This is a genomic window from Streptomyces sp. WM6372 (genome assembly GCF_001279655.1).
Taxonomy (GTDB): Bacteria; Actinomycetota; Actinomycetes; order Streptomycetales; family Streptomycetaceae; genus Streptomyces.
Genome location: NZ_LGDB01000047.1, coordinates 43,636 through 65,339, shown reverse-complemented (window position 1 = coordinate 65,339; position 21,704 = coordinate 43,636). Strand labels below are relative to the sequence as shown.

Below are 21,704 nucleotides of genomic sequence, written 5' to 3'. Positions count from 1 at the left end.
GCCGCGCCCCGGGCGGGTAGGACCGCGAGGCCCGGCCGCAGACCCCTACCCACCGGTAGAACCATCTGGCAGGCTGCCGCCCATGAATCTTCCCGCCAGTGGGGACAGGGCCCGGTACGACCGGGCCACCGCGCACCTCGACGCGCCCCTGGCCATCGTCGATCTCGCCGCGTTCGACGCCAACGCCGACGACCTCGTCCGCCGCGCGGCCGGCAAGCCGATCCGCGTCGCCAGCAAGTCCGTCCGCTGCCGCGCGCTCCTCGAACGGGTCCTCGCCCGGCCCGGGTTCGCCGGCATCATGTCGTACACCCTCGCCGAGTCGATCTGGCTGGCCCGCTCGGGTTTCGAGGACGTGCTCCTCGCCTACCCTTCCGCCGACCGCACCGGCTTCGCCGAGCTCGCCGGCGACCCCAAGCTGGCCGCGGCCGTCACCGTGATGGTCGACGACCCCGCCCAGCTGGAGCTGATCGACGGGTTCCGTGACGGCGGAACGCAGGAGATCCGGGTCTGCCTCGAACTCGACACCGCCTTCCGCCTCCTCGGCGGCAAGATCCGGGTCGGCGCCCGCCGTTCGCCGCTCCGCGAGCCCTCGGAGCTCGCCGCTCTCGCCCGTACCGTCCGCGCCCGCCCCGGCTTCCGCGTCGTCGGGATCATGGGCTACGAGGGCCACGTCGCCGGCGTCGGAGACTCCCTCGCCGGGCGTCCGTTGCGCTCCCGCGCCATCCGGCTCATGCAGGCCGCCGCCCTCAAGGAGCTGGCGGCCCGCCGCGCCGAAGCCGTCCGGGCCGTCCGCGCGGTCGTCCCGGACCTGGAGTTCGTCAACGGCGGCGGCACCGGCAGCGTCCAGCAGACCGCCGCCGAGGACGCGGTCACGGAGATCGCCGCCGGCTCGGGGCTCTACGTACCGCGGCTGTTCGACAACTACACGTCCTTCCGGGGCCGCCCGGCGGCGCTCTTCGCCCAGCCGGTGGTCCGCAGGCCCGGCGTCGGCGTGGTCACCGTCCTGGGCGGCGGGTACCCCGCCTCCGGCGCGGCCGGGCCGGACCGGCTCCCGGTCCCGTACCTCCCGCAGGGCCTGCGCTACGACCCCCAGGAGGGGGCCGGCGAGGTGCAGACGCCGCTGCTCGGCGGCCCGGCCGACGACCTGCTGATCGGCGACCGGGTCTGGTTCCGCCACGCCAAGGCGGGCGAACTGTGCGAGCGCTTCGACGCGTTGCACCTCATCGAGGGCGACCGGGTGACGGCCACCGTCCCGACCTACCGGGGCGAGGGCCGCACCTTCCTCTAGCCGGCCGGCTGGAACACCGAGTCCGTCTGGTCGGGGACGACGCTCGTGTCGCCCCGGCGGACGGGGCCCGCCGTACCGTCGTGGTCGACGTAGCCCGTGGTCGAGCACGGGTACGGGGCGGTCTTCTGCTTCTTCGGCTCGATGAACATCGGGTTCACGATCCACTTGCCGTCGCTGTCGTCGTACGCGCGGCACATCAGCTCGTTCTTGTTCCGGTTCACCACGAGCCGCAGCGCGGTCGCGTCCCGCAGGAACGAGACGTCGGTGTCGGAGTCGCCCGCGGCGAACACCTGGCGGCGGGCGGCCGGCTGCACCTTCTCGGCGGCCGCGCCGCGCACGCCGAAGACCTCCTTGTTGATCCAGCAGCGCTTTCCGTCGATGTACGTGATCATCGTGTCGGCGCCGTCCTTCACCGACCCGCAGCCCTGAAGGTGCGCGGTGAGCTTCCCGCCGGACGCGGTCGTGTTGCGGATGCCGATGACGTGGTCCGCGCCGACGCCGACCTCCTCGGCCCAGACCTCGACGACCGGCTGCGGCGAGGCCGAGCTGATCCAGACGTCGAAGCCGGCCTTCCGCAGGCCGCCGATGAGGTCCTTCTGCTGGTCGTAGTAGCGCACCCAGCCGGTGACGGTGCCCGTGCCGACGCGCTGCGTGGCGCCGACGGGCGCGGCCAGGTTCTCGGCCCGCGCGGCCGCCGCGAAGCCGCGGACCTCGCGGGCGGTCCAGCCCTGCATCAGCTGGGGCAGCCAGGCGTACGCGGGCTCGATGGTGCGGTGGTCCCAGCCGGCGAAGGCGGCGGCGCCGGAGCGGGTCGCGGCGGTGCCGTAGACGGCGGCGAGTTCGTCGGCGCAGCCCGCGCCCGCGGGCGTGCCGGTGGGCAGCGGGGCGCCGGGGCGGGCGAGGGCGCCGCAGGCGTCGGCGAGGGCCCGGGCGGCGGCCGGGGTGAGGTAGCGGCTGGTGGCGGTCCAGTCCCCGGCGGCGGGCTGGCGGATCTTGCCGTTGCGCAGCAGCCAGTACATCTGGGCATCGCCGACGTCGTTCTTGACGACGGTGTTGTCCCAGTCGAAGACGGCGACGGGCTTGGCGCGGCCGGGCCGGTACGGGTTGCACTTCCCGTACTGGTCGATCAGCTGCTGGAGCCGGGCCTGGTTGTCCCCGTACCAGCCGGCCGCGAGCCGCGGGGTGGTGCAGTGGGCCGCCTGGGCGGCGGGCGCGGTGGCGACGAGGGTGCCGGCGGCGATCGCTGCGGCGGCGCCGACGGCCTGGAGCCGCCGGACGGTGCGACGTGGGGTCACTGAGGTGAACACTCCCTAACGTTCCTACGAAGATCATCTCGGACGGTAGGACACGACAGCCGGGCGTCGTGCGACGCCCGGCTGTCGGGGGGATGGAGTACGGGTGAACGCTGGGAGCGCCCGCCCGCGGGGCCTGCCTACAGGGGCGTCACGTAGGCGCCCGAGATGCCGCCGTCGACCAGGAAGTCGGTGGCGTTGATGAACGAGGAGTCGTCGCTCGCGAGGAAGGCGACGGCGGCGGCGATCTCGGTGGGCTCCGCGAACCGGCCCAGCGGGATGTGCACCAGGCGGCGGGCCGCCCGCTCCGGGTCCTTGGCGAACAGCTCTTGCAGCAGCGGGGTGTTGACCGGCCCCGGGCACAGGGCGTTGACGCGGATGCCCTCGCGGGCGAACTGCACGCCGAGCTCGCGCGACATGGCGAGCACCCCGCCCTTGGAGGCGGTGTACGAGATCTGCGAGGTGGCGGCGCCCATGATGGCCACGAAGGACGCGGTGTTGATGATGGAGCCGCGGCCCTGGCGCTGCATGTACGGCAGGGCGGCCTTGCAGCACAGGTAGACGGAGGTGAGGTTGACGTCCTGGACCCGCTTCCAGGCCTCCAGGCCGGTGGTGAGGATCGAGTCGTCGTCCGGGGGCGAGATGCCCGCGTTGTTGAAGGCGATGTCGACGGATCCGTAGGTGTCGAAGGCCGTCTTGAAGAGGGCCTCGACCTCCTCCGGGCTGGTGACGTCGACCTTCACGAACAGGCCGCCGACCTCCTCGGCCGCGGCCTTCCCGGCGCTCGCGTCGATGTCGGCGCAGACCACGTTGGCGCCCTCGGAGGCCAGGCGGCGGGCGGTGGCGAGACCGATGCCGCTGCCGGCTCCGGTGATGACGGCGGTACGGCCGACCAGGCGGCGGCAGACGATCTCGGTGTCAGAAGTGGTCATGATGGGCTCAGGCCTCCGTGCTGATGAAGACGTTCTTGGTCTCGGTGAATGCGGTGAGGGCGTCGGGTCCGAGCTCGCGGCCGAGTCCGGACTGCTTGTAGCCGCCGAAGGGGGTCCAGTAGCGGACGCTGCTGTGGGAGTTGACGGACAGGTTGCCCGCGGCGACGGCGCGCGAGACGCGCAGTGCGCGGCCGATGTCGCGGGTCCAGAGGGAGCCGGAGAGCCCGTACTCGGTCGCGTTGGCGAGGCGTACGGCGTCCTCCTCGTCCTCGAAGGGGAGGACGACGGCGACGGGGCCGAAGACTTCCGCGGCCGCCACGGGCGCGGTGGGGGCGACGTCCGTGACGAGGGTCGGCGGGTACCAGAAGCCGGGACCCTGGGGGGCGGTGCCGCGGATCGCGGTGAGGTCGTCGGTGACGTACGACCGTACGCGCTCCAGTTGCACGCGGGAGATCAGCGGCCCCATCTGGGTCTTCTCGTCGGCGGGGTCGCCGACCACGACGCCTTCGATGCCGGGGGCGAGCAGCTCCAGGAACCGGTCGTAGGCGGAGCGCTGGACGAGGATCCGGGTACGGGCGCAGCAGTCCTGGCCGGTGTTGTCGAGGAAGGCCATCGGCGCCGCGGCGGCGGCCGCCTCCAGGTCCGCGTCGGCGAAGACGATGTTGGGGCTCTTGCCGCCGAGTTCGAGGGTGACCCGCTTCACCCGGTCGGCGCACTTGGCCATGATCTGCTTGCCGACCGGGGTGGATCCGGTGAAGACGATCTTCGCGACGCCCGGGTGCTCGACGAGCGCGTCTCCGGCGACGCTCCCGCGGCCGGGGAGCACTTGGAAGAGGTGCTCGGGGATCCCGGCTTCGAGGGCGAGTTCGGCGAGGCGCAGCGCGGTGAGCGGGGTGGTCTCGGCGGGTTTGAGGAGGACGGCGTTGCCGGCGGCCAGGGCCGGGGCGAGGCCCCAGGCCGCGATCGGCATGGGGAAGTTCCACGGGGCGATCACGCCGATGACCCCGAGGGGTTCCAGGAAGGTGACGTCGATGCCGCCGGCGACGGGGATCTGCCGGCCGGAGAGCCGTTCCACCCCGCCGGCGGCGAATTCGAGCAGGTCGCGGACGTTGCCGGCTTCCCAGCGGGCGTTGCCGATGGTGTGCCCGGCCTCGCGGACCTCCAGCTGGGCCAGTTCCTCGATGTGCCCGTCGACGACGGCGGCGAAGCGGCGCAGCAGCCGGGCCCGGTCGGCGGGGGCGGCCGCCGCCCAGCCGCGCTGGGCCGCGGCGGCCCGCGCGACGGCGGCGTCGACATCGTCCCGTGTGGCGGCCGGGACGATGGCGACGATTTCCTCGGTGGCCGGATTCAACACTGTCAGTTTGTCGGGGGCCAGCACATCGGACACGCGTTGCCTCACAGAGGTTCGGGGGCAGAGTTGACGGGGACTGGGCTACCAGGTGACTACAGGCGTTCGAAGGAGCGACGCAGTTCCCAGTCGGTGACGGCGGAGTCGTACGCGTCCAGTTCGACGCGGGCCATGTTGCGGTAGTGGGCGACCACTTCGGGCCCGAAGGCGGCCTTGGCGATCTCGCTGTTCTCCCAGAGCTCCGCGGCCTCGCGCAGGGTGGTGGGAACGTGCGCGAAATCGGCGGTGTACGCGTTGCCCGCGCAGGCCTCCGGCAGTTCGAGGCGGTTCTCGATGCCGTACAGCCCGGCCGCGACCAGGCCGGCGACGGCGAGGTACGGGTTCACGTCCCCGCCCGGGAGGCGGTTCTCGAAGCGCATGGAGCGGCCGTGGCCGACGACCCGGAGCGCACAGGTCCGGTTGTCCACGCCCCAGGCGACGGCGGTCGGCGCGAAGGATCCCGGCCGGAAACGCTTGTACGAGTTGATGTTCGGGGCGTAGAGAAGGGAGAAGTCGCGCAGCGCGGCCAGCTGGCCGGCCAGGAAGTGTCGCATCACCGGTGACATTCCGCCTGGGCCGTCGCCGGCCATCGCGTTGTGCCCGTCGGCGTCGCCCAGCGAGAGGTGGATATGGCAGGAGTTGCCCTCGCGCTCGTCGAACTTGGCCATGAAGGTGAGCGAGACGCCTTCCTGGGAGGCGATCTCCTTGGCGCCCGTCTTGTAGACGGCGTGCTGGTCGCAGGTGGTGAGCGCCTCGTCGTAGCGGAAGGCGATCTCGTGCTGGCCGAGGTTGCACTCCCCCTTCGCGGACTCGACGATCAGGCCCGCGGCCTGCATCTCGTTGCGGATCCGGCGCAGCAGGGGCTCGATGCGGCCGGTCCCGAGGACCGAGTAGTCGATGTTGTACTGGTTGGCCGGGGTCAGCCCGCGGTAGCCCGAGTTCCAGGCCTGCTCGTAGGTGTCCTGGAAGACCATGAACTCCAGCTCGGTGCCGACCATGGCCGTGTACCCGTGCCCGGCGAGGCGCTCGAGCTGGCGGCGCAGGATCTGCCGGGGCGCGGCGACCACGGGCGAGCCGTCGTTCCAGGCGAGGTCGGCGAGGAGGAAGGCGCTGCCCGGGTTCCACGGGATCCGGCGCAGGGTCGCGAGGTCGGGGTGCATGGCGAAGTCCCCGTAACCGCGGTCCCAGGAGGACATCTCGTATCCGTCGACGGTGTTCATGTCCGTGTCGACGGCGAGGAGGTAGTTGCAGCCCTCGGTGCCGTGGTCGAGGACCTCGTCGAGGAAGAACTGTGCGGCGAACCGCTTGCCCTGGAGTCGCCCCTGCATGTCGGGGAAGGCCAGGACCACGGTGTCGATCTCGCCGCTCGCCACGAGAGCACGGAGCTCCTCGGGCGCGAGCGGCGGCTTGCGGTCTACCACTGGAATCTCTCCTTCGGTGAGCCGAGAAGCCCTAAGGTATTGAATAGAACCATTGCTTGGGAAGGGGAGGAGCCGAGATGACCGACACGGCGAGCGAAGGCGGCGCGATCGCGCGGCTGAATCCGGTACTGCGGCAGGTGCGGGCGGGCAACGGTTTCGAGGAGGCCCTGGAGCAGATCCTCCAGGTGGTCCGGCTGGGCCTGGTGCCGGGCGGCGAACGGCTGCCGCCCGAGCGGGAGCTGGCGGAGCGGATGGGGATCAGCCGGGTCACCCTGCGCGAGGTGCTGAAGGTGCTCCAGGACCAGGGCCTGGTGGAGGCCCGGCGCGGGCGGTACGGCGGAACGTTCGTGCTCCCCCGCCCCGACACCCCGGTGGGCGGCACCGAGGACGAGCTGCGCCGGCGCGTGGTGGGCGTGGACATCGAGGACGTCCTGCGGTTCCGCGAGGTCCTGGAGGTGGGCGCGGCCGGACTGTGCGCCTCCCAGGGGCTCACCGAGGAGGGCTCCGAGAGGCTGCTCGGCGCCCTGGCCGCCACCCACGACGCGCCGCTGGCCGACTACCGGCGCCAGGACACCCTCTTCCACCTCACCCTGTGCGAGCTCGCCGGATCGGCCACCCTCACGGCCCAGTACGCCGCCGTGCGGGCCACGGTGAACGACCTGCTGGACTGCATCCCGCTGCTCGTGCGGAACCTGGAGCACTCCCAGCAGCAGCACAGCGCCCTCGTGGAGTCGGTGCTGGAGCGCCACCCGGACGCGGCGCGCGAGGTGATGCGCGAACACTGCTGCGGAACGGCGGCCCTGCTGCGCGGATTCCTGGCCTAGAACGGGTGCGGCGGACGCGGCCCGAGAGCTTTTCGTAACCCCTGTTTAACGCAGGGGTCTTGCGCACTCCACTCCGCTACGGCAAAGGTACGCCCCACAACCATTGCCCTAGGCAGGAGCGCACATGGCCGACGACACCGAGGCACGGCTCACAGCCGTACCCGAACCCACCACCTCCCCCGAGGGCGGCGACAGCGCCGACGGCTACCTGGAGCGGCGCACGCTGCGCCGCGGCAGCGCCGGCTGGCTGCTGCTGACCGGCCTCGGCGTCGCGTACGTCGTCTCCGGCGACTTCTCCGGCTGGAACGTCGGCCTCGCCCAGGGCGGCTTCGGCGGGCTCGCCATCGCCACCGTCCTGATGGGCGCGATGTACGCCTGCCTCGTCTTCTCCCTCGCGGAACTGTCCGCGATCCTGCCGACGGCGGGCGGCGGCTACGGCTTCGCCCGCCGGGCGCTCGGCACCTGGGGCGGCTTCCTCACCGGCACCGCGATCCTGATCGAGTACATCCTGGCCCCGGCCGCGATCGCCATCTTCATCGGCGACTACGTCGAATCCCTGAACCTCTTCGGACTCACCTCCGGCTGGCCGGTCTACCTCGCCTGCTTCGCCGTCTTCATCGGCATCCACCTGTGGGGCGTCGGCGAGGCCCTGCGCTTCTCCCTCGTCGTCACCGCGGTCGCCGTGCTCGCGCTGATCGTCTTCGCGCTCGGCGCCTTCACCGAGTTCGACCCCTCGCACCTCGACGACATCGCCGTGGACAGCACCGCCGCCGGAGCGAGCTCCTGGCTGCCGCTGGGCTTCCTCGGCATCTGGGCCGCCTTCCCCTTCGGCATGTGGTTCTTCCTCGGCGTCGAGGGCGTGCCGCTGGCCGCCGAGGAGGCCAAGGACCCGGTGCGCTCCATGCCCCGGGCCCTGTCGATCTCCATGGGCATCCTCGTCCTGCTCGCCCTGCTCACCTTCCTGGCCTCGACCGGCGCCCGCGGCGCCGACGCCATCAAGGACGCGGGGAACCCGCTGGTCGTCGCCCTCGAAGGCAACCCCGGCCTCTCCTGGCTGAAGACCTTCGTCAACTACGCCGGTCTCGCGGGCCTCGTGGCCTCCTTCTTCTCCCTCATCTACGCCGGTTCCCGCCAGCTCTTCGCCCTCTCCCGGGCCGGCTACCTGCCGCGCTTCCTCTCCCTCACCTCGAAGCGCAAGGCCCCGTACCTCGGCCTGCTCATCCCCGGCGCGATCGGCTTCGCGCTCGCCGCGGCCACCGGCAACGGCCCGCGCATGCTCAACATCGCGGTGTTCGGCGCGACCATCTCGTACGCGCTGATGGCCCTCTCCCACATCGTGCTCCGCAGGCGGGAACCGGGCCTGGAGCGCCCGTACCGCACGCCCGGCGGCATCGCGACCTCCTCGGTGGCCTTCGTCCTCGCCCTCTCGGCGCTCGTCGCCACCTTCCTGGTGGACAAGGACGCGGCGTTCATCGCCCTCGGTGTGTACGCCGTCGCCCTCGCCTATTTCGCGTTCTACAGTCGGCACCACCTCGTGGCCTCCGCACCGGAGGAGGAGTTCGCGGCGCTGGCGCAGGCCGAGGCCGAACTCGCCCGAGACTGACCGCCGTTCCCGATCCCCCGGAGGTAACAACCGTGCCCAGGCCGCTCATCGGCATCACGACCTACGTGGAGGAATCCACCCGCTACGGGGTGTGGGACGTCCCCACGTCCCTCGTACCCACCGGGTACTACGAACTCGTCCAGGCGGCGGGCGGCGCGGCCGTGCTGCTCCCGCCGGACGAACCCGGTTCGGCGGCGGAGGTGCTGAGCCGGCTGGACGGCCTGGTCGTCGCGGGCGGCCCCGATGTGGACCCGGTCCGCTACGGGGCCGAGCGGGACCCGCGTACGGGCGCTCCCGCCACGAAGCGGGACGAGTGGGAACTCTCCCTGATCGAGGCGGCCTTGGCGGCGGGTCTGCCGGTGCTGGGCATCTGCCGGGGCATGCAGGCGCTGAACGTGGCCCTGGGCGGCACGCTGGTCCAGCACATCGACGGCCACGCGGTCGCCCCGGGCGTCATGTCCTGGCACCCGGTCCGCCCGGTCGAGGGGACCCGGTACGCGGCCCTGGTCCCGGAGGAGGCGGAGGTGCCGACCTACCACCACCAGGCCGTCGACCGCCTGGGCGAGGGCCTGATCGCCTCGGCCCATGCGGTCGACGGCACGGTGGAGGCCATCGAACTCCCCGACCCGGCCCACTGGGTCCTCGGTGTCCAGTGGCACCCGGAACGCGACAAGGACACCCGCGTGATGTCCGCACTGGTCGAAGCGGCCACCCTCACGGCGGCGGTCCCGGCCTGACAGGGACCCGATCGGCCTGAACGGGGACGGGCCCGGGGCCACCGACCGCAGGTCAGGGGCGGGCCCCGGGGCCACCGACCGCGGGTCAGGGGCGGGCCCCGGGGCCACCGACCGCGGGTCAGGAACGGGCCCCGGACCACCCACCGCAGGTCGGGAACGGGCCCCGGACCACCCACCGCAGGTCAGGAACGGGCCCCGGACCACCCACCGCAGGTCAGGGGCGGGCCCCGGGTCGCCCGCCGCGGGTCAGGGGCGGGCCCGCGTCAGCGACAGCAGGTCGCGGGCCGGGCCCGCGGGCCGGGCTCCCACGGGCCACACCGCCCGCAGGGCCCGACCGAGCGCCGCCCCCGTCACCGGGACCTCGACGAGGCGCCGGGCCGCCAGCTCCTCCCCCAGCGCCAGCTCCGACAGCACGCACGGTCCCGCCCCGCTCAGCGCCGCCGCCTTCACCGCCGTCGTCGAGGCCAGCTCCAGCAGCGGGGCCGCCAGCCCCCCGCTCCCCGCCAGCGCCGCGTCCAGCACCTGCCGGGTCCCCGATCCCCACTCCCGCAGGATCAGCGGCGTAGCCGCCAGTTCCTGCGCCGCCACCCCCCGCGAGCGCCGCGCCCACGCGTGCCCCGGAGCCACCGCCACCACGAGCCGGTCCTGCGCGATCACCGCCGAGTCCAGCCCCTCCGGCACCGACAGCCCCTCCACGAACCCCAGGTCCGCCTCATGGGCCAGCACCCGCTCCGCGACCACCGCCGAGTTCCCCGCGTGCAGCGACACCGCCGTCCCCGGTCGCTGCCCGCGCAGCGCGATCAGCCACCCCGGCAGCAGGTACTCCGCGATGGTCATGCTGGCGGCCACCCGCAGCCGCGAGTCCCGCCGCCCGCGCAGCGCCTGCGCCCCGGCGTCGAACGCCTCCGCCGCCTCCATCACGCGCCGCGCCCAGTCCGTGACCAGCGCCCCCTCCGCCGTCAGGGTCGACCCCCGCGGCGAGCGGTCCACCAGCGCCACGCCCAGCCGCGTCTCCATCGCGCGGATCCGGCTGCTCGCGGCGGGCTGGGTGATGCCCATGCGCTTGGCCGCGCCGCTCAGGCTGCCGATCCGGGCGACCGCGAGCAGCAGCTCCAGCGCCCCCAGATCCGGCACCCGGTGCGCCAGCGGAACCCACTCCTCATTACCCATAAAGTCAGTTTATGGCCTTATAGAGAGATGGCCTCTGCCGTCCGCCGGGCCCCGCCAGGAGGCTGGGTCCATGGCCACCACCCTCGCGCGACCCCGCGCCCACACCTCCCGGAACCCCGAAGCCCACAAGGCCTTCCCGGCGCTCCGTCACCTCGGCCCCAACTGGTACGCCTCCGTCATGGGCACGGCGATCGTCGCCAACGCCGGAGCCACCCTCCCGTACCAGGTGCCCGGCCAGCGCGTGGCCTGCCAGATCGTCTGGGCGCTGTCCGCGGCGGCCCTCGCCCTCCTGCTCACCGCCCGCGCCGGCCACTGGCTCCACCACCGCGACCAGGCCCGCGCCCACCTCCTCGACCCCGCCGTGGCCCCCTTCTACGGATGTCTCGCGATGGCCCTGCTGGCCGTCGGCGGCGGCACCCTCATCGTCGGCAAGGACCTCATCGGCGTCCCCGCCGCCGTCGCCGCCGACGCCGTGCTCTTCACGGCCGGCACCGCGATCGGCCTGGTCATGGCCGTGGTGGTGCCGTACCTGATGGTGGTCCGGCACAAGGTCGAGGCCGCGCAGGCCACCCCCGTGTGGCTGCTGCCCCTGGTCGCCCCCATGGTCTCCGCCGCCCTGGGCCCCCTGCTGATACCCCACCTGCCCGCCGGGCAGCCCCGCGAGGCGCTGCTGCTGGCCTGCTACGCCATGTTCGGCATCAGCCTGCTGGCCACCCTGCTGATGCTGCCCCTGGTCTTCGGGCGGCTGATCGTGGGCGGTCCCCTGCCCCTGCTGCTGACCCCGACCCTGTTCCTGGTCCTGGGCCCCCTCGGCCAGTCCACCACCGCGGTCAACCAGCTGGCCGACGTGGCTCCCCGGGCGATCGGCGCCCCCTACGCCGGCGCGCTCGGCGCCTTCGCGGTGGTCTACGGGGTGCCCGTGATGGGCTTCGCCCTGCTGTGGCTGGCCCTCGCGGCCGCGATGCTGGTCCGGGCCGCCCGTGACGGCATGGGGTTCGCGATGACCTGGTGGGCGCTGACCTTCCCCGTCGGCACCTGCGTCACGGGCGCCGCCGGCCTGGCCCACCACACCGGCCTGACCGCGTTCGCCTGGCTCGCGGCCGCCCTGTTCCTGGCCCTGCTGACCGCCTGGCTGACGGCCGCCGTCCACACCCTGCGCGGCCTGTTCCGGGGCACCCTGCTGCCCCGCTAGCGGGCCGCCCCCAGGGCCGCGGCCAGTACCGCCGGGGCCTCGGCCAGCGAGGGCCCGTACCAGGTGAGGTGGCGGCCGCTGACCAGCGCGGAAGGACGGTCCGGGAAGGCTTCCGGGCCGTCCTCGCGCGTGAAACGGTACGGCTCGTCGGGGAGCACCACCAGATCGCAGTCGGCGGCGGCCAGCTCCTCCACCGGCACCCGCGGATACCGCTCGGCGTGCCCGGCGTAGACGTTGCGCACGCCGAGGCGCGCCAGCAGATCGCCCGCGAAGGTGTCCCGGCCGAGCACCATCCAGGGCCGCCGCCAGATCGGTACGAAGGCCCGCAGCGCGCCGGCCGGCTCCACCCCGGCCCAGGCGGCCTCGGCCTCGTCCAGCCACCGCGGCCGCGTCAGCCCCAGCGCCCCCACCAGTACCCGGTCCAGCTCGGTCAGCGCCTGGGGCAGCTCCCGTACCTCGGTGACCAGCACCTCCACCCCGGCCGCGCGCAGCTCCGCCAGGTCCGGGGCCCGGTTCTCCTCCTCGTTGGCGATCACCAGGTCCGGGCGCAGCGCCGTGATCCGTTCCACGTCGGGGTTCTTCGTCCCCCCGATGCGCACCGCGCCCCGCCCGTCGAGGTCCGCGGGGTGCGTGCACCAGTCGGTCACCCCGACGAGCAGCCCGGGAGCGCTGACCGCCACCGCCTCGGTCAGCGAGGGCACGAGCGAGACGACCCGCGTCCGGCTGCGGCTCACTGCCCGGGCGAGGGGGGCTCGGAGGTCGCGTGGATGTGCTCGCCCACCGCCACGACCAGGAGCCGGGTGTCCTCGGAGACGGCCCGCCAGCGGTGCCGTACGCCGCCGGACAGGAACAGCGCGTCCCCGCTCTCCAGCCGGTACGCCCGCCCCTCGGCCTCCACCTGGCAGGCGCCCGAGACCACGTACATCAGCTCGTCGTTGCGGTGCTGGTACTCGCGGCCGGCGTCCTGGTCCCCGGTGAACTCCAGCGCGTGCAGCTGGTGGTGTCCGCGTACGAGGGGGCGCACGCCCGGCACCGGGGTGAGCCCGGAGTCGTCCCCGGCCCGTACGAGATCGACCGTGCGCGCGGTGTCGGAGGCGGCCAGCAGCTCGACGGCCGTGGTCTCCAGCGCGTCCGCGACCCGCTCCAGGGACCGCATGCTGGGCCGGGCCCGTTCGTTCTCTATCTGACTGAGGAAGGGCACCGACAGGCCGCTGCGCGCCGATACGGCGGCGAGGGTGAGGTGCAGTGCCCGGCGGCGCTTGCGCACGGCCACGCCCACCCGGAGCGGTTCCTTGGCGTCCTTGTCCCGTTCCTTGTCGTCCGAGCCGTCCCTGTCGTCCATGGCGGGGCTGCCCTCCCCTTGTCTGGTCCGTCGGCGTACGTCGGCGTCCGTCTCACATCGGTGTGCTGTAAGCACCTTACGCAGCATCCGCCCCCGGTTTCGCGTGCAAGAGCCGACCAGGGTACGCCCCGGGTGAAACTCCCGTGCCGTTTTCGAGCGCTCTTGCGGCCACCTTCCGTGCCCCCGGGCGTAACCCTCGGCTGTGGGCGGGGTGCGGCATCATCGTCACCGTGACGACGACTCGACGCCTGATGCTGCTGGACACCGCCTCCCTCTACTTCCGCGCGTACTTCGGCGTGCCGGACTCCGTGAAGGCCCCGGACGGCACCCCCGTGAACGCGGTGCGCGGGCTGCTCGACTTCATCGGGCGCCTCGTCCAGGACCACCGCCCCGACGACCTGGTCGCGTGCATGGACGCCGACTGGCGGCCGCAGTGGCGGGTGGATCTGATCCCCTCGTACAAGGCGCACCGGGTCGCCGAGGAGACCGAGACCGGTCCGGACGTGGAGGAGACCCCCGACACGCTGTCCCCGCAGGTGCCGATCATCGAGGCGGCGCTGGACGCGTTCGGGATCGCCCGGGTGGGTGTCGCCGGGTACGAGGCCGACGACGTGATCGGCACGCTCACGGCGCGCGCCACGGGCCCGGTGGACATCGTCACCGGCGACCGGGACCTGTACCAGCTGGTCGACGACGCCCGGCAGCGGCGCGTGCTGTACCCGCTGAAGGGGGTCGGCACGCTCCAGGTGACGGACGAGGCCTGGCTGCGCGGGAAGTACGGGGTGGACGGCGCGGGGTACGCGGACCTGGCGCTGCTGCGCGGCGACCCGAGCGACGGGCTGCCGGGGGTCCCGGGGGTCGGTGAGAAGACGGCGGCCAAGCTGCTGGACGCGTACGGCTCGCTGGCCGGGATCATCGCGGCGATCGACGACCCGAAGTCGAAGCTGACGCCCACGCAGCGCAAGCGGCTGGACGAGTCCCGGCCGTATCTGGCGGTGGCTCCGAAGGTGGTCAAGGTGGCCTCGGACGTCCCCCTTCCGGTGTTCGACCCGGCGCTGCCCGCGGTGCCCGCGCAGCCGGAACTCGTCGACGCACTGGCGCGCCGGTGGGGTTTGGGCGGAGCGGTATCGCGCCTGAGCAGCGCGCTGCGCCCGTGAGATGCTAACTTAGGTAATCCTAAGTTTCAGGGGAGCAAGGGGAGACGCCGTGGCAGAAGGACGCGCCCGCAAGATCGGCACCGCAGTCGTCGTGCGCACAGAGCGGCTGACGCCGCACATGGTGCGCGTGGTGCTGGGCGGTGCCGGACTGGTCCGGTTCAGTGCGGGCGGGTTCACGGACCATTACATCAAGCTCCTGTTCGCCCCCGAAGGCGTCACCTACCCCTCGCCGTGGGACCTGGACCGGATCCGCGCCGAGTACGCGCGGGAGGCCTGGCCGCGCCAGCGGGCGTACACGGTCCGCGCCTGGGACCCGGCGCACCTGGAGCTGACGCTCGACTTCGTCGTCCACGGCGACGAGGGGCTGGCCGGCCCCTGGGCGGCCCGCGTCCAGCCGGGTGAACTCGTCCGCTTCCTCGGCCCCGGCGGCGCGTACGCGCCGGACCCGGCGGCCGACTGGCACCTGCTGGTGGGCGACGAGAGCGCGCTGCCGGCGATCGCCGCGGCGATGGAGCGCATGCCGGCGGGCGCGCGGGTGCGCGCGTTCGTGGAGGTCGAGGGCCCGGACGACGAGCAGAAGGTCGCCACCCCGGACGGGGTCGTCCCCGTCTGGCTGCACCGCGGCTCCGGCCCGGTCGGCGAGATGCTCGTCGAGGCGGTCAGGGCCCTGGAGTTCCCCTCCCGCGACGTCCACGCCTTCGTCCACGGCGAGGCCGGCTTCGTGAAGGACCTCCGCCGCCACCTGCGCCTGGAGCGGGGCATCCCCAAGGAGCGCCTGTCGATCTCCGGCTACTGGCGCCTCGGCGAGACGGACGAGGGCTGGCGGGCCATCAAGCGCGACTGGAACGAGCGGGTCCTGGCCGAACAGGAGTCCGCGGCGTAACCGCACCCCGGGCCCGGCCCGGGCGCCGCCCCCGCCGCTCCGAGCGGCGGGGTCACCCGTTCGGCGTGACAATGTGGGCATGCGTACGCTCCGCATGTTCGGCGCAGCCGGAGCCGCCACCGTCCTCACGGCAACGGCGGTGGCCGGCGCGCACGCCGCGCCCAGCCCGCCGCCCGCGCCCAAGCCGCAGATCACCGACTCGGAAGTGGACAGGGCGCTCGCGCGCCTGCCCGGGTTCGTCACCGACACCATGCGCAGCACCGGGGTCCCCGGGGCCGCCGTCGCCGTCGTCCACGACGACAAGGTCGTCTACCTCAAGGGCTTCGGCGTCCGGCGCACCGACGCCCCCGGCGCCATCGGCCCCGACACCGTCTTCCAGGTCGCGTCCGTCTCCAAACCGATTTCCTCCACGGTGGTGGCAGGCGCCCTCAAGGACCCCGCCGACTGGGACGGCCGCACCGAACTCCCCGGCTTCGCGCTGAAGGACCCCTGGGTCACCGGCCACGTCACCACCGCCGACCTCTTCTCGCACCGCAGCGGCCTCCCCGACCACGCCGGGGACCTCCTCGAAGACCTCGGCTACGACCAGGCGTACATCCTCGACCACCTCCGCCTGGAGCCCCTCACCCCCTTCCGCGCGAGCTACGCCTACACCAACTTCGGCCTCACCGCCGCCGCCGAGGCCGTCGCCCGGCAGAAGGGCACGACCTGGGAGAAGCTCAGCCAGGACACCCTGTTCAAGCCCGCCGGGATGACGCACACGAGCACCGAGTTCTCGGCCTTCGTCAACGCCCCCGACCACGCGGCCACCCACGTCAAGAACCCGGACGGGACCTGGTCGCCCCGCTTCGTGCGCGACCCCGACGCCCAGGCACCGGCCGGCGGCGTGAGCTCCACCGCCACCGACATGGCCCGCTGGCTGCGCCTCCAGCTCGCCGGCGGCACCCTCGACGGGAAGCGGATCATTCCCGCCGACACCCTGGCGGCCACGCGCCTGCCGCACATCGTGTCGCAGGCGCCGACCCCGCCCCTGGACCACACCGGCTTCTACGGGCTCGGCTGGAACGTCTCGTACGACGACGCGGGCCGGCTGCGCCTGAGCCACTCCGGCGGCTTCGAACTCGGCGCCAACACCAACGTCACGCTGCTCCCGCTGGAGAAGCTCGGCATCGTCGTCCTCACCAACGGCGCCCCGGTCGGCATGGCCGACGCCATCGCGATGGACTTCTTCGACACCGCCGAGCACGGCGCGCCGACCACCGACTGGCTGCCGCTCTTCGCCGAGCTGTACGCCCAGCAACTCGGCCCCGGCCCCTCCGCCACCGACTACGCGCACCCGCCCGCGGGCGCGAAGGCGGCCCGCGCCGACAGCGCGTACACCGGGACCTACGTCAGCCCGTACTACGGGAAGCTGACCGTGACGGCGAACGCGGGCGGCAAGGGCGGTCTCACCCTCTCCCTCGGCCCGAAGCCGATGCGCTTCCCGCTCACCCACTACGACGGGGACACCTTCAGCTACGTGACCGCCGGCGAGAACGCCGTCGGCCGCACCGGGGTGGTCTTCAAGGACGGCACGGTCCGCATCGAGTACCTGGACGCCAACCACCTGGGCACGTTCACCAAGCAGTAGCCGCATAGCCTGGACCCGATGAGACGCAGAGCCCAGGCACCCCCCTCGCCCCTCCCCCAGGTCGCCGGCATCGACCCGGTCCGGCTGCGGCTGCCGGCCGACCCCGAGGGGCGCTGGCCCGACCTCGGCGGCTACCTGGCCGAGCGGTACGCCGGCACCCGCGGCGCCGAGTCCATCGCGCACCTGCTGCGCGCCGGGCGGGTGTTCGGCCCCGGCGGGCGGGTCCTGAGCCCGCAGGACCCGTACGAGCCGGGCGCCTACCTGTGGTTCCACCGGGACATGGAGCCGGAGCCCGTGGTGCCGTTCCCGATCCGCGTCGTCCACCGGGACGCGCACCTGCTGGTCGTGGACAAGCCGCACTTCCTGGCGACCACCCCGCGCGGCAGCCACATCACGCAGACCGCCCTGGCCCGGCTGCGCACCGAGCTCGACCTGCCCGAGCTCAGCCCGGCGCACCGGCTGGACCGGCTGACCGCCGGACTGGTGATGTTCAGCATCCGCCCCGAGGACCGCGGCGCGTACCAGCTGCTGTTCCAGGAGCGGCGGGTGGTCAAGCAGTACGAGGCCCTCGCCCGCCACGATCCGGCCGTCGAACTGCCGCGCACCGTCCGCAGCCACATCGAGAAGACCCGCGGGGTCATGGCGGCGGCCGAGATCCCGGACGCGGAGCCGAACGCCGAGACCCTGGTCGAACTCCTCGCCACCCAGGGGGAGCTGGGCCGCTACCGGCTGACCCCGCACACCGGGCGCACCCACCAGCTGCGGGTGCACATGAACGGCCTCGGCCTGCCGATCCTCGGCGACCCGCTGTACCCGGAGGTCACCGACCCGGCCCCGGACGACTACCGCAGGCCGCTCCAGCTCCTGGCCCGTACGGTGTCGTTCACCGACCCGGTCACCGGCGCCCCGCGCCGCTTCGAGAGCGGTCTGAGCCTCCGGGCCTGGCAGGACCTCGCCGGCTGGCGGGGTCCCGACAGCCCCGAAACCGGCTAGCCGACGAGGCCGGGCCGCCTAGCCGACCGAGCTGTAGGCCACCACGCCGCGCAGCAGCGCGTCCACGGCCTTGCGGGCGTTGCGGGCCACCGTACTCCCGCTGTCACCGGACGCCGGGGGAGCCGCGGCCGCGATCTGCCCCAGCACGTCGATGACCTGCTTGCACCAGCGCACGAAGTCGCCGGCCGGCATCTCCGCCTCCCGCAGCACCTCGTCCAGGCTCTTGTCGGAGGCCCACTGGTACGCCGCCCACGCGAAGCCCAGGTCCGGCTCGCGCTGGCCCACGCCCTCCGCCTGGTTGATGCGGTGCTCCTCCTCCAGCGCGTCGAGCCGGCCCCAGATGCGGACCATCTCGCCCAGCGCCGCCTTCGCCGCGCCGCCCGGCACCTTCGGCGCCACCGCGTCGTCGGACTGCCGCGCCTCGAACACCAACGCCGAGACGCAGGCGGCCAGTTCCGCCGGGGACAGCCCCTCCCAGACGCCCTCGCGCAGGCACTCCGACGCCAGCAGGTCGAGCTCCCCGTACAGCCGGGCGAGCCGCTTGCCGTGCACGGTGACCTCGTCCTCGCGCAGGTAGTCCAGCTCGGTGAGCAGCGCGTGGATCCGGTCGAAGGTGCGGGCGATCGTGTTCGTCCGGCCCTCGATGCGCCGTTCCAGCTGCTGGGTGTCCCGCTTGAGGCGGTGGTAGCGCTCCGCCCAGCGGGCGTGGTCCTCGCGCTCGTCACAGCCGTGGCAGGGGTGCGCCCGCAGCTCGGCGCGCAGCCGCGCGATCTCGCGGTCGTCGGCCGCCGCCGCCCTGCCGCGCCCGCGCCGCTCCGGCGCGATGTGCCCGGCCTTGGACCTCAGCTGGGAGGCCAGGTCCCGACGGGACTGCGGCGAGCGCGCGTTGAACGTCTTGGGGATCCGCATCCGCTCGATGGCCTCGACCGGGACCGGGAAGTCGATCGCGGCGAGCCGCTTGACCTGCCGCTCCGCCGTCAGCACCAGCGGCCGCGGGCCCTCCGCGTACTCGTACCCCCGGTGCCCGTTGACCCGCCCGGCCGGCACGCCCGGGTCCAGGACCAGCGCGAGCCCGGCGAACTTGCCGGTCGGCACGTGGATGATGTCGCCCGGCTTGAGCTTCTCCAGCGAACTGGCCGCCTGCACCCGCCGCTGGGCCGCGCCCTGCTTGGCCAGGTCCGTCTCGCGGTCCTTGAGGTCGCGGCGCAGCTGCGCGTACTCCTCGAAGTTCCCGAGGTGGCAGGTCATGCCCTCCCGGTAACCGTCCAGGCCCTCCTCGTTGCGCTGCACCTGCCGGGAGATCCCGACGACCGAGCGGTCGGCCTGGAACTGCGCGAACGAGGTCTCCAGCAGTTCGCGCGAGCGGTGCCGCCCGAACTGGCTGACCAGGTTCACGGCCATGTTGTACGAGGGCTTGAAGCTGGAGCGCAGCGGATACGTACGGGTACCGGCGAGCCCGGCGAGCCCCGCCGGGTCCATGCCCCGCTGCCACAGCACCACGGCGTGGCCCTCGACGTCGATGCCGCGCCGCCCGGCCCGGCCGGTGAGCTGCGTGTACTCGCCGGGGGTGATGTCGGCGTGCTGCTCGCCGTTCCACTTGACCAGCTTCTCCAGGATCACCGTGCGCGCGGGCATGTTGATGCCCAGCGCCAGGGTCTCGGTGGCGAAGACGGCCTTGACCAGGCCCCGGACGAACAGCTCCTCCACGACCTCCTTGAAGGTGGGCAGCATGCCGGCGTGGTGCGCGGCGATGCCCCGCTCCAGGCCTTCGAGCCACTCGTAGTACCCCAGGACGTGCAGGTCCTCGGTGGGGATGGAGGCCGTCCGCTGCTCGACGATCTCGCGGACCTTCAGGCGGGCCGTGTCGTCGTTGAGCCGCAGGCCCGCGAAGAGGCACTGCTGGACGGCGGCCTCGCAGCCGGCCCGGCTGAAGATGAAGTTGATGGCGGGCAGCAGCCCGTCTCCGTCGAGGCGGGCGATGACCTCGGGGCGGCTCGGGGTCCAGATCCGGCCGCGGGAGCGCCGCTCGCGCTCGCGGTCGGCCTCGCGGACCATCTTGCCGCGCCGCCGGTCCTTCGGGCTGTACGTCCGGGTGTTCTCCTCGCGCGCCATGCGCAGCAGGTCGGGGTTGACCTCGCGGCGCGCGGAGCCGCGGCCTCCGTGGTCGGACTCCTCCTCGAAGAGGTCGTAGATCTTGCGGCCGGCCATGACGTGCTGCCACAGCGGGACGGGACGCTCCTCGGAGACGATCACCTCGGTGTCGCCGCGCACGGTGTCGAGCCAGTCGCCGAACTCCTCGGCGTTGGACACCGTGGCCGACAGGGACACCAGCGTGACCGACTCGGGGAGGTGGATGATCACTTCCTCCCAGACGGCTCCGCGGAACCGGTCGGAGAGGTAGTGCACCTCGTCCATCACGACGTAGCCGAGGCCGCGCAGCGACTGCGAGCCCGCGTAGAGCATGTTGCGGAGCACCTCGGTGGTCATCACGACCACGGGCGCCTCGGAGTTGACGCTGTTGTCACCGGTCAGCAGGCCCACCTTGTCGGCGCCGTAGCGCTTGACGAGGTCGGCGTACTTCTGGTTCGACAGGGCCTTGATGGGCGTCGTGTAGAAGCATTTGCGGCCCTGGCCGAGGGCGAGGTGCACGGCGAACTCGCCGACGATCGTCTTGCCCGAGCCGGTCGGGGCGGCGACGAGGACGCCCTTGCCGGCCTCCAGTGCCTTGCAGGCGTCGACCTGGTACGCGTCCAGATCGAATTCGTACATCTCGCGGAAGGGGGCCAGGGCGGTGGCCTCTTCGGCGGCGCGGATCCGGGCAGCGGCGTACCGCTCCGCCGGTGAGAGTTCTTCGGTCATCTTGTCTTCGAGCCTACCCGCCGCCCCTGACAACAGTCGCGATCATTTATACGGACCGCCCGGCCGCCGCCGGGACGGCGCTACGACAGCAGCCGCAGGGCCCCCGGAACGCAGTCGGCGGTCACCGGCAGCGGTCCCAGCGGCTCGCCGTCCGCGTACGCGGTGATCCCGGCGGCCTCCAGCGTGATCTTGGCGGCCCGGTGGACGGTCACCTTCGGGTGGCCGAGGTGCGTCCCCTTGTAGACCTGCGGAAAGACCCTGAGCAGGGTGGTCCGGCTGCAGTCGCCCACGACCACGACGTCGAAGAGCCCGTCGTCCGGGACGGCGTCCGCGCAGATGCGCATGCCGCCGCCGTACGAGGTCCCGTTCCCGACGGCCACCAGCGTGGCCTCGGTCTCGATCACCGGGCCGTCGTCGAGGGTGATGCGGTACGGGAACGGCCGGAAGGCGGCCAGCTCGGCGAGGATCGCCAGGTCGTACTTGAACCGGCCCGCCGGGAGCCGCATCCGGTTGCCGCGGTCGTTGACCCGCGAATCGAAGCCGGAGCACAGCACGGTCCCGTACCAGGTCTCCCGCCGGTCCGGGGTCCCCGCCACCCGCCCGAGGTCGATCTCGCGGATCCGGCCCTCCTTGAGCGCCTCGGCGGCCAGCCGTCCCGCCTGCGCGGGCTCCCCCACGGGCAGCCCCATGGCCCGCGCGAAATCGTTCCCGGTCCCCACGGCGACCACCCCGAGCGGCACCAGCGTCCCGGCCAGGGCCTGCAGGGCCAGGGAGACCACGCCGTCGCCGCCGACGGCGATCACCGCCCCGGTGCCCTCACGGACGGCGGTGCGCAGCCGGGCCAGCGCGTCCTCGGCATCGGCGCCGAGGACCGTCCGTACGGAGAACCCGGCGGCCCGGAGCGCGGAAGCGGCCGGCTGCGCGGCGTGCGCGCCCCGGCCGCGTCCCGCGGTGGGATTGACGAGGAGGGTGATCTCAGCGCTCACCCACCGGA

18 protein-coding genes are annotated in these 21,704 nt (G+C 73.1%); 9 read left to right on the top strand and 9 right to left on the bottom strand.

Annotated features, from left to right (window positions below):
• Positions 1-82: 82 nt before the first annotated feature.
• Positions 83-1,288 (top strand): amino acid deaminase/aldolase, encoded by a 1,206-nt coding sequence (locus ADK52_RS06225; RefSeq protein ID WP_053688765.1) that lies wholly within the window; start codon positions 83-85, stop codon positions 1,286-1,288.
• Here ADK52_RS06225 and ADK52_RS06220 read toward each other — a convergent pair.
• From ADK52_RS06220 to ADK52_RS06205, 4 genes are all read right to left on the bottom strand, one after another.
• Positions 1,285-2,583, bottom strand: coding sequence for a haloacid dehalogenase-like hydrolase (locus ADK52_RS06220; RefSeq protein ID WP_063783783.1), 1,299 nt, complete (start codon positions 2,581-2,583; stop codon positions 1,285-1,287). The two genes, ADK52_RS06225 and ADK52_RS06220, sit on opposite strands and share 4 nt — an antisense overlap.
• A gap of 137 nt (positions 2,584-2,720) precedes the next feature.
• Entirely contained in the window at positions 2,721-3,512 is a 792-nt protein-coding gene (locus tag ADK52_RS06215; RefSeq protein WP_030157236.1) for a 3-oxoacyl-ACP reductase, read from the bottom strand.
• Positions 3,513-3,519: 7 nt separating this feature from the next.
• Entirely contained in the window at positions 3,520-4,899 is a 1,380-nt protein-coding gene (locus ADK52_RS06210; protein ID WP_234343472.1) for an aldehyde dehydrogenase family protein, read from the bottom strand.
• A gap of 56 nt (positions 4,900-4,955) precedes the next feature.
• Entirely contained in the window at positions 4,956-6,320 is a 1,365-nt protein-coding gene (locus ADK52_RS06205; protein ID WP_053688764.1) for a glutamine synthetase family protein, read from the bottom strand.
• 77 nt (positions 6,321-6,397) lie between these two features.
• On the opposite strand from ADK52_RS06205, the gene ADK52_RS06200 reads away from it, so the two are divergent.
• The 3 genes from ADK52_RS06200 (at position 6,398) to ADK52_RS06190 (ending at position 9,484) form a co-directional block, all read left to right on the top strand.
• Complete coding sequence (locus ADK52_RS06200) at positions 6,398-7,144, top strand: FadR/GntR family transcriptional regulator (RefSeq protein WP_053688763.1); 747 nt, start codon at positions 6,398-6,400, stop codon at positions 7,142-7,144.
• A 124-nt stretch (positions 7,145-7,268) separates the two neighbouring features.
• Positions 7,269-8,747: an ethanolamine permease gene (gene eat, locus ADK52_RS06195; RefSeq protein WP_199828457.1), complete on the top strand. Its 1,479-nt coding sequence runs from the start codon at positions 7,269-7,271 to the stop codon at positions 8,745-8,747.
• 32 nt (positions 8,748-8,779) lie between these two features.
• A complete protein-coding gene (locus tag ADK52_RS06190) occupies positions 8,780-9,484 on the top strand; it encodes a gamma-glutamyl-gamma-aminobutyrate hydrolase family protein (RefSeq protein WP_053688762.1) in 705 nt (234 codons plus the stop codon).
• 246 nt (positions 9,485-9,730) lie between these two features.
• Here the strand turns inward: ADK52_RS06190 and ADK52_RS06185 are convergent, their stop codons facing one another.
• Positions 9,731-10,654: a LysR family transcriptional regulator gene (locus ADK52_RS06185; protein WP_053688761.1), complete on the bottom strand. Its 924-nt coding sequence runs from the start codon at positions 10,652-10,654 to the stop codon at positions 9,731-9,733.
• Between the two features lie 70 nt (positions 10,655-10,724).
• On the opposite strand from ADK52_RS06185, the gene ADK52_RS06180 reads away from it, so the two are divergent.
• Positions 10,725-11,846, top strand: a complete 1,122-nt coding sequence (locus ADK52_RS06180) for a TDT family transporter (protein ID WP_053688760.1) — start codon at positions 10,725-10,727, stop codon at positions 11,844-11,846.
• Here ADK52_RS06180 and ADK52_RS06175 read toward each other — a convergent pair.
• Together ADK52_RS06175 and ADK52_RS06170 are read right to left on the bottom strand one after the other, a co-directional pair.
• Positions 11,843-12,580, bottom strand: coding sequence for a helical backbone metal receptor (locus tag ADK52_RS06175; protein ID WP_053688759.1), 738 nt, complete (start codon positions 12,578-12,580; stop codon positions 11,843-11,845). The two genes, ADK52_RS06180 and ADK52_RS06175, sit on opposite strands and share 4 nt — an antisense overlap.
• On the bottom strand, positions 12,577-13,188 hold the full coding sequence (locus ADK52_RS06170) for a helix-turn-helix domain-containing protein (protein ID WP_048476971.1): 612 nt from the start codon (positions 13,186-13,188) through the stop codon (positions 12,577-12,579). The genes ADK52_RS06175 and ADK52_RS06170 overlap by 4 nt, the downstream gene beginning before the upstream one ends.
• A gap of 251 nt (positions 13,189-13,439) precedes the next feature.
• Between ADK52_RS06170 and ADK52_RS06165 the strand changes: the two genes are divergently transcribed.
• The 4 genes from ADK52_RS06165 to ADK52_RS06150 all read left to right on the top strand — a co-directional run bounded on the left by ADK52_RS06165 (position 13,440) and on the right by ADK52_RS06150 (position 17,851).
• Positions 13,440-14,345 (top strand): 5'-3' exonuclease, encoded by a 906-nt coding sequence (locus tag ADK52_RS06165; RefSeq protein WP_053688758.1) that lies wholly within the window; start codon positions 13,440-13,442, stop codon positions 14,343-14,345.
• 49 nt (positions 14,346-14,394) lie between these two features.
• On the top strand, positions 14,395-15,228 hold the full coding sequence (locus ADK52_RS06160; RefSeq protein WP_053688757.1) for a siderophore-interacting protein: 834 nt from the start codon (positions 14,395-14,397) through the stop codon (positions 15,226-15,228).
• Between the two features lie 79 nt (positions 15,229-15,307).
• Positions 15,308-16,858, top strand: a complete 1,551-nt coding sequence (locus ADK52_RS06155; RefSeq protein WP_053688756.1) for a serine hydrolase — start codon at positions 15,308-15,310, stop codon at positions 16,856-16,858.
• An 18-nt stretch (positions 16,859-16,876) separates the two neighbouring features.
• Positions 16,877-17,851: an RluA family pseudouridine synthase gene (locus ADK52_RS06150; protein WP_053688755.1), complete on the top strand. Its 975-nt coding sequence runs from the start codon at positions 16,877-16,879 to the stop codon at positions 17,849-17,851.
• An 18-nt stretch (positions 17,852-17,869) separates the two neighbouring features.
• On the opposite strand, the gene ADK52_RS06145 is transcribed toward ADK52_RS06150, so the two are convergent.
• Both ADK52_RS06145 and ADK52_RS06140 read right to left on the bottom strand, forming a co-directional pair.
• On the bottom strand, positions 17,870-20,710 hold the full coding sequence (locus ADK52_RS06145) for a DEAD/DEAH box helicase (RefSeq protein WP_053688754.1): 2,841 nt from the start codon (positions 20,708-20,710) through the stop codon (positions 17,870-17,872).
• 80 nt (positions 20,711-20,790) lie between these two features.
• Positions 20,791-21,696, bottom strand: coding sequence for a diacylglycerol kinase (locus ADK52_RS06140; protein WP_053688753.1), 906 nt, complete (start codon positions 21,694-21,696; stop codon positions 20,791-20,793).
• Between the last annotated feature and the right edge of the window lie 8 nt (positions 21,697-21,704).